Source organism: Burkholderia sp. S-53 (assembly GCF_025560745.1).
GTDB classification, from domain to species: Bacteria; Pseudomonadota; Gammaproteobacteria; order Burkholderiales; family Burkholderiaceae; genus Burkholderia; species Burkholderia pyrrocinia.
This window is the reverse complement of sequence record NZ_CP090483.1, coordinates 3,166,254-3,181,265: the sequence shown is the minus strand read 5'-3', so window position 1 is coordinate 3,181,265 and position 15,012 is coordinate 3,166,254. Positions and strand designations below refer to the sequence as shown.

Genomic DNA, 15,012 nt, shown 5'->3' with positions numbered 1-15,012 from the left:
CGATGAGCAAAACCCACTTCGGCTTCGAAAGCGTCGAGGAAAACGAAAAAGCGAAGAAAGTGGCGGGTGTGTTCCATTCGGTCGCGAGCAACTACGATCTGATGAACGACCTGATGTCGGCGGGCATGCACCGCGCGTGGAAGGCGTTCACGATCGCGCAGGCGAACGTGCGCCCCGGCTTCAAGGTGCTCGATATCGCGGCCGGCACCGGCGACCTGACCAAGTCGTTCGCGAAGGCGGCCGGGCCGACGGGTCAAGTCTGGCACACCGACATCAACGAATCGATGCTGCGCGTCGGTCGCGACCGGCTGCTCGACAAGGGCATCGTGACGCCGTCGCTGCTGTGCGACGCCGAGAAAATTCCCTTTCCGGACAACTACTTCGATGTCGTCACGGTCGCGTTCGGGCTGCGCAACATGACGCACAAGGACGCCGCGCTGGCCGAAATGCGCCGCGTGACGAAGCCCGGCGGCCGCGTGATGGTGCTGGAATTCTCGAAAGTCTGGGATCCGCTGAAAAAAGCGTACGATCTGTATTCTTTCAAAGTATTACCGTGGCTTGGCGACAAGTTCGCGAAAGATGCTGAAAGTTACCGGTATCTTGCTGAATCTATCCGGATGCACCCCGATCAGGACACGCTGAAGACGATGATGGAACAAGCGGGCCTCGATGCCGTCAAATATTACAATTTGTCAGGTGGCGTGGTAGCTTTACACATGGGAACCAAGTACTAAGGGGTTCTTCCCATACATTTGTCTTACATCTGGAGAAAGTGATGTCCGAATCGCGTTCGTTGTTCAACCGTAGCAAGCCGTCGAAGCCGTGGGCTCGACGGGTCGGCACGCTGCTGATGGTCGGCCTGCTCACGGCCGGCACGTTCGCATCGCTCGACGCCGAAGCCAAGCGCATGGGCGGCGGGCGCAGCATCGGCCGCCAGAACTCCACCGTCACACAGCGCCAGGCCACGCCGCCTGCGCAGCAGCCGATGCAGCAGGCCGCGCCGTCGCAGGCGCAGCGTGCGAACCCGGCCGCGCCCGCACCGGCCGCGCAACCCAACCGCTCGCGCTGGCTCGGGCCGATCGCCGGCCTCGCGGCCGGTCTCGGCATCGCGGCGCTGCTGTCGCACTTCGGTCTCGGCGAGGCGTTCGCCGGCATGATGTCGAACATCATCGTGATCGCGCTGCTCGCGATGGTCGGCATCTGGCTGGTGCGCAAGTTCATGAACCGCCGTCGCCCGCAGGAGCCGTCGTATTCGGTCGGCGGCTCGGCATCGTCGTCGGGCGGCTACTCGCAAAGCCCGACGTTCCAGCAGGGCAACACCGGCAGCAACTATGCGGGCAGCGGCAGCAGCTACGCGAACGAAGCGCAAGGCGTGTTCGGCGGCGGTGCCGCGGCTGCCGGCGCGGCAGCGGGTGCGATGGCTTCGGCCGCACCGCTCCAGGTGCCGGCCGGCTTCGACACCGAAGCGTTCCTGCGCAGCGCGAAGGTCTATTTCGTGCGCCTGCAGGCCGCGTGGGACCAGGGCAACCTGGCCGACATCCGCGAGTTCACGACGCCCGAAATGTTCGCCGAGATCAAGATCGACCTCGATTCGCGCGGCAACGAGTCGAACCAGACCGACGTCGTGCAGCTCGACGCGGAACTGGTCGCGATCGAGGATCGCGGTATCGAGCAGTCGGCGAGCGTGCGCTTCCACGGCCTGATCCGCGAATCGGCGAGTGCGTCGGCCGCGCCGTTCGACGAAGTGTGGAACCTGTCGAAGTCGGGCAGTCAGGGCTGGCTGCTCGCGGGCATCCAGCAGCTCAACACGCACTGAGCGTGACCGGCGGCCCGCGCCGCCGGATGCCCGGGCGACGGCCGCCGCACTGCGACCGCTTGCCGCCCGGGTGTACGGTCGGGCACGGTCTGCCGACGATCCGACGTTACAATAGAAACCCGCGTGGGCGCCCGGCCTGCGCGGGTTTTTTCTTTCCCAGCCCGATGACCTTTGCCGCCAAGCCTTTTGCTGCTGCTGTCAATCACCTGCTCGCGCGCGAATCGTGGGCGCGCGACCGCCTGATTCCGTATGCGGGCAAGACTGCCCGGATCGACGTGCCCCCCGTCACGCTCACGCTGCTGGTGCAGCCCGATGGTTATCTGTCGGCAGTCGACGCGCACGATGCGCAACAGGTCGACGTGTCGATCGCACTCGCGGGCGACACGGTCGCCGCATTCCTGCAGGGCGGCCAGGCGGCCGTGATGAAGCACGTGAAGATCGAAGGCGATGCGGAGTTCGCGACGCAGATCGCGAAGCTGGCCGAGCACCTGCGCTGGGAACCGGAAGAAGATCTCGCGAAGCTGGTCGGCGACGCTGCGGCACACCGGATCGCGACGGTCGTGCGCGATGCCGGCGCGCGTGCGCGACGTACCGGCCGCAACGTGCTCGATTCCGTCGCCGAGTACTGGCTCGACGAAAACCCGCAAGTCGTCCGGCGCGCGTCGCTCGGCGGCTTCGACTCCGAACTGGCGCGCGCACGCGATGCGCTCGCGCGGGTCGAGAAGCGGGTCGAGCGACTCGAACAAAAAATCGGCGCGCGCACGGGTTCCGGCCCGCGCGGCGCGCACTGAGGGCCGCAGGGCATGCGCATTTTCCGTTTCATCAAGATTGTCTACACCGTCATCCGCTTTGGTCTCGACGAAGTGATGCTGTCCCGGATCGACGACCGGCGCGTGAAGCTGCTGCTGCGGATCACGACGATCGGCCGCCGCTATTCCGATTCGCCCGCCGTGCGGCTGCGTCACGCGCTGGAAAGCCTCGGCCCGATCTTCGTGAAGTTCGGCCAGGTGCTGTCGACGCGCCGCGACCTGCTGTCGGTCGATTTCGCGAACGAACTCGCGAAGCTTCAGGACCAGGTGCCGCCGTTCGATTCGGCGGTCGCGATCGCGATCATCGAGAAGTCGCTCGGTGCGCCGGTCGACGAGCTGTTCGACGAATTCGAGCGCGAGCCCGTGGCGAGCGCGTCGATCGCGCAGGTGCATTTCGCGAAGCTCAAGCAGGGCGTGCACGCGGGCAAGGCCGTCGCCGTCAAGGTGCTGCGGCCGAACATGCTGTCCGTGATCGATTCGGATCTCGCGCTGATGCGCGACATCGCGATCTGGACCGAGCGGATGTGGGCCGACGGCCGGCGCCTGAAGCCGCGCGAGGTCGTCGCCGAATTCGACAAGTACCTGCACGACGAGCTCGACCTGATGCGCGAGGCCGCGAACGGCAGCCAGTTGCGCCGCAATTTCGCGGGCCTCGACCTGCTGCTCGTGCCCGAGATGTTCTGGGATTTCTCGACGTCGCAGGTGCTCGTGATGGAGCGCATGACCGGCGTGCCGATCAGCCAGGTCGAGACGCTGCGCTCGGCCGGCGTCGACATCAAGAAGCTCGCGCGCGAAGGCGTCGAGATCTTCTTCACGCAGGTGTTCCGCGACGGTTTCTTCCATGCGGACATGCACCCCGGCAACATCCAGGTGAGCCTCGACCCGAGCACATTCGGCCGCTACATCGCGCTCGATTTCGGGATCGTCGGCGCGTTGTCCGATTTCGACAAGAACTACCTCGCGCAGAACTTCCTCGCGTTCTTCAAGCGCGACTACCACCGCGTCGCGACGCTTCACCTCGAATCGGGCTGGGTGCCGCCCGAGACGCGCGTCGAGGAGCTCGAAAGCGCGATCCGCGCGGTGTGCGAGCCGTATTTCGACCGCGCACTGAAGGACATTTCGCTCGGCCAGGTGCTGATGCGCCTGTTCTCGACGTCGCGCCGCTTCAACGTCGAGATCCAGCCGCAACTCGTGCTGCTGCAGAAGACGATGCTGAACGTCGAAGGGCTCGGCCGCTCGCTCGACCCCGAACTCGACCTGTGGAAGACCGCGAAGCCGTACCTCGAGCGCTGGATGACCGAGCAGATCGGCCTGCGCGGCTGGTACGAGCGCTTCAAGGTCGAGGCGCCGCAGTGGAGCAAGACGCTGCCGCAATTGCCGCGCCTGATCCACCACGCGATGGCGGCACGCCATGACGCGCCGCGCGCCGCGAGCGAGGACCTGATGCGCCAGATCCTCATCGAGCAGAAACGTACCAACCGGCTGATGCAGGCGCTGCTGATCTTCGGCCTTGCCGTCGGCGTCGGGGCGCTCGTCGCGCGCGTGCTGCTCGCGCTCGCGTACGGCGCATGACCGAAAGGAGCAGGGCGATGTCCGATCCGAAACGACCGGCCGCACCGACGGCCGCCGATTTCGCGACGCGCGACCCCGGCAACGCGTCGTTCTGGGACGAGCGTTTCGAGCGCGGCGTGACGCCGTGGGAATTCGGCGGCGTGCCGGACGGCTTTCGCGTGTTCGCGCGCCGGCTCGAACCGTGTGCGGTGCTGATCCCCGGCTGCGGCAGTGCGCAGGAGGCCGGGTGGCTCGCGCAGGCCGGCTGGCCCGTGCGTGCGATCGATTTCGCCGCGCAGGCGGTGGTTGTCGCGAAGGCGCAGCTCGGCACGCATGCGGACGTCGTCGAGCAGGCCGATTTCTTCGCCTACCGGCCGCCGTTCGGCGTGCAGTGGGTGTATGAGCGCGCGTTCCTGTGCGCGCTGCCGCCGAGCCTGCGTGCCGACTATGCGGCACGGATGGCCGAGCTGCTGCCGGCGGGCGGATTGCTGGCCGGCTATTTCTTCGTGACGGCGAAACCGAAGGGGCCACCGTTCGGGATCGAGCGTGCCGAACTCGACGCGCTGCTCGCGCCGCACTTCGAACTGGTCGACGATTTGCCCGTCACCGATTCGCTGGCCGTGTTCGAAGGGCACGAGCGCTGGCTCACGTGGCGCCGCCGCTGATGCCCGGGTATCGCGGCCGTTGCCGGAGTGCGCCAGGGTTTCAGCTATAATTCAAGGTTTTGCAAGCCGTTTCCAGTTTCCGCGGGAAAAATATCATGCCGATCTACGCCTATCGATGCGAAGCGTGTGGTTTCGCGAAGGACGTGCTCCAGAAGATGAGCGACGCGCCGCTGTCGCAGTGCCCGGAATGCGGGAAGGATGCGTTTCGCAAGCAGGTGACTGCCGCGGGTTTCCAGCTGAAGGGCTCGGGTTGGTATGTCACCGATTTCCGCGGCGGCTCGGGCGGCGCAAGCGCACCGGCGACCGCGTCGGGCGATGCGGCGCCGGCAGCTGCGTCGGCCGCGCCTGCAGCGGACGCGCCGGCTGCATCGAGCAGTTCCGAAAGCACGACGACGACGAGCGCTGCGCCGGCCCCGGCTGCAGCGCCCGCCGCCGCCAGCAGTTGACCGTCGCGGCCCGGCCGGGTCGCGACCACCCCGCGCCGCCGGCGCGGTTCATTGACGGCAGATGATGAAAAAGACGACCCTGAAATCGGTGTTTCTGACCGGCCTGCTGGTTCTCGTCCCGCTCGCGATCACGCTGTGGGTGCTCGGTCTCATCATCGGCACGATGGACCAGACGCTGCTCCTGCTGCCCGAATCGTGGCAGCCCGAGCGGCTGCTCGGTTTCCACCTGCCGGGGATCGGCGCGGTGCTGACGCTCGCGTTCATCTTCGTCGTCGGTCTGGCCACGCGGAATTTCGTCGGCCAGAAGCTCGTCACGTGGTGGAACGCGGTCGTACGTCACATCCCGGTCGTCGGGCCGATCTACACGAGCGTCAAGCAGGTGTCGGACACGCTGCTGTCGAGCAGCGGCAACGCGTTTCGCAAGGCGCTGCTGATCGAATACCCGCGCCGCGGCTCGTATACGATCGCGTTTCTGACCGGCACGCCGGGCGGCGACGTGCTGAATCATCTGACGGAAGAATACGTGAGCGTGTATATCCCGACGACGCCGAACCCGACGTCGGGCTTCTTCCTGATGCTGCCGAAAAGCGAAGTCATCGAACTCGACATGTCGGTCGATGCCGCGCTGAAGTACATCGTCTCGATGGGCGTCGTGGCGCCCCCGGCGCCGGCTCCGGCGCCCGCCCGCCGCCCCGTCGAGCCGCCGCTGTAAGTAAAGAATCATCGCCCGGGCCGCGCGTTGCGGCACCCGTTGATCAAACCGAACGAAAGCAAACATCATGTCGATGCGTACTGAATACTGCGGTCTCGTGACCGAACACCTGCTGGGCCAAACCGTGTCGCTGTGCGGCTGGGTGCAGCGCCGCCGCGATCACGGCGGTGTGATCTTCATCGACCTGCGCGATCGTGAAGGCCTCGTGCAGGTGGTGTGCGACCCGGATCGCGCGGAGATGTTCGCGACCGCCGAAGGCGTGCGCAACGAGTTCTGCGTGCAGATCAAGGGCCTCGTGCGCAACCGTCCGGACGGCACGGTCAACGCCGGCCTGAAGAGCGGCAAGATCGAAGTGCTGTGCCACGAACTGAACGTGCTGAACGCGTCGGTCACGCCGCCGTTCCAGCTCGACGACGACAACCTGTCGGAAACGACGCGTCTCACGCACCGCGTGCTCGACCTGCGCCGTCCGCAGATGCAGCACAACCTGCGCCTGCGCTACCGCGTCGCGATCGAGGCGCGCAAGTACCTCGACGAGCAGGGCTTCATCGACATCGAAACGCCGATGCTGACGAAGAGCACGCCGGAAGGCGCGCGCGACTACCTTGTGCCGTCGCGCGTGAACGCGGGCCAGTTCTTCGCGCTGCCGCAGTCGCCGCAGCTGTTCAAGCAACTGCTGATGGTCGCGAACTTCGACCGTTACTACCAGATCACCAAGTGCTTCCGCGACGAAGATCTCCGTGCCGACCGTCAGCCGGAATTCACGCAGATCGACTGCGAGACGTCGTTCCTCGGCGAGCAGGAAATCCGTGACCTGTTCGAAGACATGATCCGTCACATCTTCAAGACGACGATCGACGTCGAACTCGACGCGACCTTCCCGGTGATGCCGTACTCGGAAGCGATGGCGCGTTTCGGTTCGGACAAGCCGGACCTGCGCGTGCAGCTCGAATTCACCGAGCTGACCGATGCGATGAAGGACGTCGACTTCAAGGTGTTCAGCACGCCGGCCAACGCGAAGGACGGCCGTGTCGCGGCGCTGCGCGTGCCGAAGGGCGGCGAGCTGTCGCGCGGCGACATCGACGGCTACACGGAATTCGTGCGCATCTACGGCGCGAAGGGCCTCGCATGGATCAAGGTCAACGAGAAGGCGAAGGGCCGCGACGGCCTGCAGAGCCCGATCGTCAAGAACCTGCATGACGCATCGATTGCAGCGATTCTCGAGCGCACCGGCGCCGAAGACGGCGACATCATCTTCTTCGCGGCAGATCGCGCGAAGGTCGTCAACGACAGCCTCGGCGCGCTGCGCCTGAAGATCGGCCATTCGGAATTCGGCAAGGCGAACGGCCTCGTCCAGGCCGGCTGGAAGCCGCTGTGGGTCGTCGACTTCCCGATGTTCGAATACGACGACGAAGATGCGCGCTACGTCGCCGCGCACCACCCGTTCACGAGCCCGAAGGACGAGCACCTCGAGTACCTCGAGACCGACCCGGGCCGCTGCCTCGCGAAGGCCTACGACATGGTGCTGAACGGCTGGGAAATCGGCGGCGGCTCGGTGCGTATCCACCGCGAGGAAGTGCAGAGCAAGGTGTTCCGCGCGCTGAAGATCGGCGCGGAAGAGGCGCAGCTGAAGTTCGGCTTCCTGCTGGACGCACTGCAGTACGGCGCGCCGCCGCACGGCGGTATCGCGTTCGGCCTCGACCGCATCGTCACGATGATGGCCGGCGCCGACTCGATCCGCGACGTGATCGCGTTCCCGAAGACGCAGCGTGCGCAGGACCTGCTCACGCAGGCGCCGAGCCCGGTCGACGAGCGTCAGCTGCGCGAGCTGCACATCCGTCTGCGTCAGCCGGAACAGCCGAAGGCGTAACGCGCTTCTCGCAGGTCGTGTGGGCGGCGACGCGCACACGACGCAACTGAAAAAGGCGCAGCGATGCGCCTTTTTCATTTTTTGCGGTACAGTCGCAGCACTTGCCGCACGTTCGGAGCACATGCCCGGCGCGCGGCCCTGTGCCGCATGAAGCAAAAATGACGAAGCCGCCGAAAATCCCCGAATCCGTTCTCGTCGTGATCTACACGCCCGACCTCGATGTGCTGGTGATCAAGCGTGCCGACCAGCCCGATTTCTGGCAATCGGTGACCGGATCGAAGGACACGCTCGACGAGCCGCTCGCGGTCACCGCCGCGCGCGAAGTGGCCGAGGAAACCGGCATCTCGGTCGGCACGCCGGACGTGCCGGCCGCCGCGCTGGTCGACTGGCGCCACCGGATCGAATATTCGATCTATCCGCAATACCTGCACCGCTACGCGCCGGGCGTCACGCGCAACACCGAGCACTGGTTCGGCCTGTGCGTGCCGCATCGCGTCGACGTGACGCTGTCGCCGCGCGAGCATGTCGATCACGCATGGCTGCCGTTCCGCGAGGCGGCCGCGCGCTGCTTCTCGCCGTCGAACGCCGAGGCGATCCTGCAATTGCCCGTGCGCGTCGCACTTGCGCGCACGCCGCACGGCTCGTCCGCATGAATGCGGAGACCCGCAAGCGCTTCGCGCAATTGCGGCAGATGTTCCTGCAGGAACGCGGCTCCGCGTCGCGGCTCGCGTTCACGGCGGGCAACACGGTGCGGCTGTGCGAGGGCGGCGGCGCATTCTTCCGGGCACTGATCGAACGGATCGATGCCGCGCGCGAGCAGGTGATGCTCGAAACCTATATCTTCTGCGACGACGCGGCCGGCCGGCCGGTGTCGGACGCGCTGATCCGCGCGGCGCAGCGCGGCGTGCGCGTGCGCGTGATCACCGACGGCATCGGCACCGCACGCCTGCCGCTGTTCGACACATGGGCGCAATCCGGCGTCGAGCACTGCATCTACAACCGCTTCCTGTTCGGCCGCTTCGGCTTTTCGCGCACGCACCGCAAGCTCGCGGTGATCGATCATGCGACCGCGTTCTGCGGCGGCATCAACATCGTCGACGACTATGCGCAAAACGGCACGACGCTGCCGTTTCCGCGCTGGGATTTCGCAGTCGAGATAGCGGGGCCCGCGGTGTCCGACGTTCGCGCCGCGTTCGAGCTGCAGTGGCACCGGATCCAGTTCGGTCACAAACCGTATGCGCAGTACGCGGCCGGGCTGAATGGCGGCGAAGCGTTCCCCGACATGTTCCGGCGCTGGATGCGCAGCCACCGGTGGATCAAGGCCGGCGCGCTGCGGGTCGTGACGGAGCCGAGCGTCGCGTTCGTCGCGCGCGACAACGTCGTGAACCGCCGCGCGATCGAGAAGGCCTATCTCGCGGCGATCGGCCAGGCGCGCCAGCAGATCCTGCTCGCGAATCCGTACTTCATGCCGGGCCGCAAGTTGCGCCGCGCGCTGACGGGCGCCGCGCGGCGCGGCGTCGACGTGCGGATCCTGATCGGCCGCAAGGAGTTCGCGGCGCTCGATACCGCCGTGCCGTTCCTCTATCACACGCTGCTGCGCGCGGGCGTGCGCGTGGCCGAATACGACAAGACGATGCTGCACGGCAAGGTGGCCGTGATCGACGACAACTGGGCGACGGTCGGTTCGTCGAATCTGGACGCGCTGAGCCTGATGCTGAACAATGAGGCGAACGTCGTGCTGGTGCGCTACGATGCGGTCACGAACGAACTGCGCGATGCGATCGCGGCCGCGTTCGCCGATGGCCGGGAGATCGACCCCGCGCGCTTCGCCGCGCGCCCGCGCATCGAGCGTATCCTGAACTGGCTCGCCTATAGCGCGTATCGCGTCGTGATGAAGGCGCTGACGGTCGGCAGCTACGACTGACGCAGACTAAGCATCCGCTTCAAAAAATCTGTCCGCACGTTCGTGCGGAAAAGCCGCTCCGGTCCCGCCGGAATCGCGCAAAATAGCGGCTCGGTTAGACACCGGTTTCTAATAATTTCCTTGTTTCGCGAGCGGCTGCACTCAATAATAGTACGGCCGTTCGATTTTATTCGAACCCCCGAACGGTTACAGAAATAGCTATGCGAAAAGGCGAACAGACGCGTGCCGCGATACTTGAAGCTGCTTTGGACCTCGCCAGCCGAGACGGGCTGGAGGGGCTGACGATCGGCCTGCTGGCCGAGCGCATGCAGATGAGCAAGAGCGGTGTGTTCGCGCACTTCGGATCGCGCGAGGACCTGCAGGTCGAGGTCGTCCGCGAGTATCACCATCGTTTCGAAAACGAGGTGTTCTTTCCGAGCCTGCGCGAAGCGCGAGGTCTGCCGCGTCTGCGGGCGATGCTGGCGCGCTGGATCGAGAAACGCATCCAGGAGGTGACGACCGGGTGCATCTACATCAGCGGCGCAGTGGAGTACGACGACCGGCCGGACAGCCCCGTGCGCGAGCAGTTGATCGCGAGCGTGACGGCCTGGCGTGCCGCGTTGCTGCGCGCCATTTCGCAGGCGATGGAAGAGGGGCATCTGCGCACGGATACCGATCCGGACCTGATGCTCTTCGAGTTGTACAGCTTCACGCTCGGCCTGCATCACGACGCACGCTTCCTGCATTCGCCGGACGCCGTGCGCCTCACGTGGGCCGCGCTGGAAAAGACGATTGTTTCGTATCAGAGCGAGAGCCGTTAGCGGCGCGTCAACCGCCCGCCAGGAGCTCGAGCCGTTTTGCCCACCTTTGGAGAGAGTCATGGGACAGTACGCCGCGCCGCTGCGCGACATGCAATTCGTGTTGCACGAGCTTCTGAACGTCGAAGCCGAAGTCAAGCAAATGCCCAAGCATGCGGACCTCGACGCCGACACGATCAACCAGGTCCTCGAAGAAGCGGGCAAGTTCTGCTCCGAGGTGCTGTTCCCGCTGAACCAGGTCGGCGACCGCGAAGGCTGCACGTATGAAGGCGACGGCGTCGTGAAGACCCCGACCGGCTTCAAGGAGGCGTACCAGCAATACGTCGAGGCCGGCTGGCCGGCACTCGGCTGCGATCCGGACTACGGCGGCCAGGGCCTGCCCGCGTTCGTGAACAACGCGCTGTACGAAATGATGAACTCGGCGAACCAGGCATGGACGATGTATCCGGGCCTGTCGCACGGCGCGTACGAATGCCTGCACGCGCACGGCGCGCCGGAACTGCAGAAGGCCTACCTGCCGAAGCTCGTGACGGGCGAATGGACCGGCACGATGTGCCTGACCGAGCCGCACTGCGGCACCGACCTCGGCATCCTGCGCACCAAGGCCGAACCGAACGGCGACGGCTCCTACTCGATCAGCGGCACGAAGATCTTCATCTCGAGCGGCGAACACGACATGGCGGAGAACATCGTCCACCTCGTGCTCGCACGCCTGCCGGAAGCGCCGCAGGGCACGAAGGGCATCTCGCTGTTCATCGTGCCGAAGTTCATTCCCGACGCGTCGGGCGCACCGGGCGAGCGCAACGGCATCAAGTGCGGCTCGATCGAGCACAAGATGGGCATCCACGGCAACTCGACGTGCGTGATGAACCTCGACAACGCGAAGGGCTGGATGGTCGGCGAGCCGAACAAGGGCTTGAACGCGATGTTCGTGATGATGAACGCGGCCCGCCTCGGCGTTGGCGCGCAAGGCCTCGGCCTCACGGAAGTCGCGTATCAGAATTCGCTCACGTATGCGAAGGAGCGCCTGCAGATGCGCTCGCTGACGGGCCCGAAGGCACCGGACAAGCCGGCCGACCCGATCATCGTGCACCCGGACGTGCGCCGCATGCTGCTCACGCAGAAGGCGTATGCGGAAGGCGCGCGCGCGTTCACGTACTGGTCCGCGCTGCAGATCGACAAGGAGCTGTCGCACGCCGATGAAGCAGTGCGCAAGGAAGCGGCCGACCTCGTCGCGCTGCTCACGCCGATCATCAAGGCGTTCCTGACCGACAACGCGTTCGAGTGCACGAACCACGCGATGCAGATCTACGGCGGCCACGGCTTCATCTCCGAGTGGGGCATGGAGCAGTACGTGCGCGACGCGCGGATCAACATGATCTACGAAGGCACGAACTCGATCCAGTCGCTCGACCTGCTGGGCCGCAAGGTGCTCGGCGACATGGGCGCGAAGCTGAAGAAGTTCGGCAAGCTCGTCACGGAATTCGCGGAAGCCGAAGGCGTGAAGCCGGAAATGGCCGAGTTCATCAACCCGCTCGCCGACATCGGCGACAAGGTGCAGAAGCTGACGATGGAAATCGGCATGAAGGCGATGCAGAACCCCGACGAAGTCGGCGCTGCCGCCGTGCCGTACCTGCGCACCGTCGGCCACCTGGTGTTCTCGTACTTCTGGGCGCGGATGGCGCGCCTCGCACTCGACAACGAAGCATCGGGCGATCCGTTCTACAAGTCGAAGCTCGCGACGGCCCGCTTCTACTTCGCGCGCCTGCTGCCCGAGACGGCGTCGACGATCCGCGCCGCGCGCGCCGGCTCGAAGACGCTGATGGAAGTCGACGAATCGCTGTTCTGACGCGAGTCCGGGCGGTGCGCGATGCGTGCCGCCCGAACGCAACGGTTCCTGGTACTCACTTCGCCGTGCAGCCCTCATATCCCGCGCTGCACGACACTATCCGGAGACATCCCGTGAGCAATTTCCTGATTCGCAAGGTCGCCGTGCTGGGCGCCGGCGTGATGGGCGCGCAGATCGCCGCGCACCTCATCAACGCACGCGTGCCGGTGCTGCTGTTCGACCTGCCGGCCAAGGAAGGCCCGAAAAACGCGATCGCGCTGAAGGCGATCGAGAACCTGAAGAAGCTGTCGCCCGCGCCGTTCGGCGTGAAGGACGACGCGAAGTACCTCGAAGCGGCGAACTACGAAGACGACATCGCGAAGCTGGCCGAATGCGACGTCGTGATCGAGGCGATCGCCGAGCGGATGGACTGGAAGCACGACCTGTACAAGAAGGTCGCGCCGCACATCGCGCCGAACGCGATCTTCGCGACCAACACGTCGGGCCTGTCGATCACGAAGCTGTCCGAAGGGTTCTCGGACGAGCTGAAGTCGCGCTTCTGCGGCGTGCACTTCTTCAACCCGCCGCGCTACATGCACCTCGTCGAGCTGATCCCGACCGCGCATACGCGCCCGGAAATCCTCGACCAGCTCGAGACGTTCCTGACGAGCATCGTCGGCAAGGGCGTCGTGCGCGCGAAGGACACGCCGAACTTCATCGCGAACCGCGTCGGCATCTTCTCGATCCTCGCGGTGATCACCGAGGCCGCGAAGTTCGGCCTGCGCTTCGACGAAGTCGACGACCTGACCGGCAGCCGCCTCGGCCGCGCGAAGTCGGCGACGTTCCGCACCGCGGACGTGGTCGGCCTCGACACGATGGCGCACGTGATCAAGACGATGCAGGACAACCTCGCCGACGATCCGTTCTTCCCGGTCTACCAGACGCCTGCCGTGCTCGCCGAACTGGTGAAGCAGGGTGCGCTCGGCCAGAAGACGGGCGGCGGGTTCTACAAGAAGGAAGGCAAGGCGATCAAGGTGCTCGACGCGAAGACGGGCACCTACGTCGATTCGGGCGCGAAGGCTGACGAAACCGTCGGCCGCATCCTGAAGCGTCCGCCGGCCGAGCGCCTGAAGCTGCTGCGCGAGACGGACCATCCGCATGCGCAGTTCCTGTGGTCGATCTTCCGCGACGTGTTCCACTACATCGGCGTGCATCTCGAGTCGATCGCCGACAACGCGCGCGACGTCGACCTCGCGATCCGCTGGGGCTTCGGCTGGAGCGAAGGCCCGTTCGAAGGCTGGCAGGCTGCCGGCTGGAAGCAGGTCGCCGAGTGGGTGCAGGAAGACATCGCGGCCGGCAAGGCGCTCGCGAACGTGCCGCTGCCGTCGTGGGTGCTCGAAGGCACGGTTGCCGAGCAGGGCGGCGTGCACACGGCCGAAGGCTCGTGGGCGCCGGCCGCGCAGCGCTTCGTGCCGCGCTCGGACCTCGCGGTCTACGGCAAGCAGGTGTTCCGCGCGCCGCTGCTCGGCGAATCGGGCGCCGATCCGAAGAGCTATGGCAAGACGCTGTTCGAAACCGACGCGGTGCGCGCATGGGTCGACGACCGTGCGGGCGAGGACGACGTCGTGATCGTGTCGTTCAAGTCGAAGATGAACACGATCGGACCGAGCGTGATCGACGGCCTCGTGCAGGCGATCGAACTCGCGGAGAAGGACTACAAGGGCGTGGTGATCTGGCAGCCGACGTCGCTGAAGCTCGGCACGCCGGGCGGCCCGTTCTCGGCCGGCGCGAACCTCGAAGAGGCGATGCCCGCGTTCATGATGGGCGGCGCGAAGGGCATCGAGCCGTTCGTGAAGAAGTTCCAGGAAGGCATGCTGCGCGTGAAGTACGCGAACGTGCCGGTCGTTGCAGCCGTGTCGGGCATCGCGCTCGGCGGCGGGTGCGAGCTGATGCTGCACAGCGCGAAGCGCGTCGTGCACGTCGAAAGCTACATCGGTCTCGTCGAAGTGGGCGTCGGCCTCGTGCCGGCGGGCGGCGGCCTGAAGGAAGCGGCCCTGCGCGCAGCCGAAGCCGCAACGGCCGCGAACGCGACCACCGACATCCTGAAGTTCGTCACGAAGTCGTTCGAGAACGCGGCGATGGCGAAGGTGTCGGCGTCCGCGCACGACGCACGTGCGATGGGCTACCTGAAGCCGTCCGACACGATCATCTTCAACGTGTTCGAACTGCTCGACACCGCGAAGAAGGAAGCGCGCGCGCTGGCCGCCACCGGCTACCGCGCACCGCTGCGGGCGAAGGACGTGCCGGTCGCGGGTCGCTCGGCGATCGCGACGATCAAGGCATCGCTCGTCAACATGCGTGACGGCCGCTTCATCAGCGACCACGATTACCTGATCGCGAGCCGCATCGCCGAAGCCGTGTGCGGCGGCGACGTCGAAGCCGGCAGCCTCGTCGACGAGCAGTGGCTGCTCGCGCTCGAGCGCCGCGCGTTCGTCGAGCTGCTCGGCACGCAGAAGACGCAGGAACGGATCATGGGCATGTTGCAGACCGGCAAGCCGGTGCGTAACTGAGCGAGCGGACAGAGCGGACAAGGA

General features: G+C 65.9%; 13 protein-coding genes. All 13 read left to right on the top strand.

The window, feature by feature from the left end; genetic code table 11:
- Positions 1-2 precede the first annotated feature (2 nt).
- The 13 genes from ubiE (at position 3) to LXM88_RS19725 (ending at position 14,988) form a co-directional block, all read left to right on the top strand.
- On the top strand, positions 3-734 hold the full coding sequence (ubiE, locus tag LXM88_RS19785) for a bifunctional demethylmenaquinone methyltransferase/2-methoxy-6-polyprenyl-1,4-benzoquinol methylase UbiE (RefSeq protein WP_262542882.1): 732 nt from the start codon (positions 3-5) through the stop codon (positions 732-734).
- A gap of 41 nt (positions 735-775) precedes the next feature.
- Positions 776-1,816 (top strand): Tim44 domain-containing protein, encoded by a 1,041-nt coding sequence (locus LXM88_RS19780; RefSeq protein WP_262536398.1) that lies wholly within the window; start codon positions 776-778, stop codon positions 1,814-1,816.
- A gap of 164 nt (positions 1,817-1,980) precedes the next feature.
- Positions 1,981-2,607, top strand: a complete 627-nt coding sequence (locus LXM88_RS19775; protein WP_262536396.1) for a ubiquinone biosynthesis accessory factor UbiJ — start codon at positions 1,981-1,983, stop codon at positions 2,605-2,607.
- Positions 2,608-2,619: 12 nt separating this feature from the next.
- Positions 2,620-4,197 (top strand): ubiquinone biosynthesis regulatory protein kinase UbiB, encoded by a 1,578-nt coding sequence (ubiB, locus tag LXM88_RS19770; RefSeq protein WP_262536395.1) that lies wholly within the window; start codon positions 2,620-2,622, stop codon positions 4,195-4,197.
- Between the two features lie 17 nt (positions 4,198-4,214).
- Positions 4,215-4,841, top strand: coding sequence for a TPMT family class I SAM-dependent methyltransferase (locus LXM88_RS19765; RefSeq protein ID WP_262536393.1), 627 nt, complete (start codon positions 4,215-4,217; stop codon positions 4,839-4,841).
- Positions 4,842-4,936: 95 nt separating this feature from the next.
- A complete protein-coding gene (locus tag LXM88_RS19760) occupies positions 4,937-5,287 on the top strand; it encodes an FmdB family zinc ribbon protein (RefSeq protein WP_262536391.1) in 351 nt (116 codons plus the stop codon).
- 61 nt (positions 5,288-5,348) lie between these two features.
- Positions 5,349-5,999: a DUF502 domain-containing protein gene (locus tag LXM88_RS19755; protein ID WP_262536390.1), complete on the top strand. Its 651-nt coding sequence runs from the start codon at positions 5,349-5,351 to the stop codon at positions 5,997-5,999.
- A gap of 67 nt (positions 6,000-6,066) precedes the next feature.
- Positions 6,067-7,869 carry an aspartate--tRNA ligase gene (gene aspS / locus LXM88_RS19750; protein WP_034179002.1) on the top strand — a complete coding sequence of 601 codons (1,803 nt, stop codon included), beginning with the start codon at positions 6,067-6,069 and terminating at the stop codon, positions 7,867-7,869.
- A gap of 158 nt (positions 7,870-8,027) precedes the next feature.
- Positions 8,028-8,522, top strand: a complete 495-nt coding sequence (gene nudB, locus LXM88_RS19745) for a dihydroneopterin triphosphate diphosphatase (protein WP_262536388.1) — start codon at positions 8,028-8,030, stop codon at positions 8,520-8,522.
- Positions 8,519-9,793 (top strand): cardiolipin synthase ClsB, encoded by a 1,275-nt coding sequence (gene clsB, locus LXM88_RS19740; RefSeq protein ID WP_262536387.1) that lies wholly within the window; start codon positions 8,519-8,521, stop codon positions 9,791-9,793. Before nudB ends, clsB begins: the two co-directional genes overlap by 4 nt.
- Positions 9,794-9,993: 200 nt before the next feature.
- A complete protein-coding gene (locus LXM88_RS19735) occupies positions 9,994-10,593 on the top strand; it encodes a TetR/AcrR family transcriptional regulator (RefSeq protein ID WP_034179000.1) in 600 nt (199 codons plus the stop codon).
- A gap of 58 nt (positions 10,594-10,651) precedes the next feature.
- On the top strand, positions 10,652-12,439 hold the full coding sequence (locus LXM88_RS19730; protein WP_262536386.1) for an acyl-CoA dehydrogenase C-terminal domain-containing protein: 1,788 nt from the start codon (positions 10,652-10,654) through the stop codon (positions 12,437-12,439).
- 113 nt (positions 12,440-12,552) lie between these two features.
- On the top strand, positions 12,553-14,988 hold the full coding sequence (locus LXM88_RS19725; RefSeq protein ID WP_262536384.1) for a 3-hydroxyacyl-CoA dehydrogenase/enoyl-CoA hydratase family protein: 2,436 nt from the start codon (positions 12,553-12,555) through the stop codon (positions 14,986-14,988).
- Positions 14,989-15,012 lie beyond the last annotated feature (24 nt).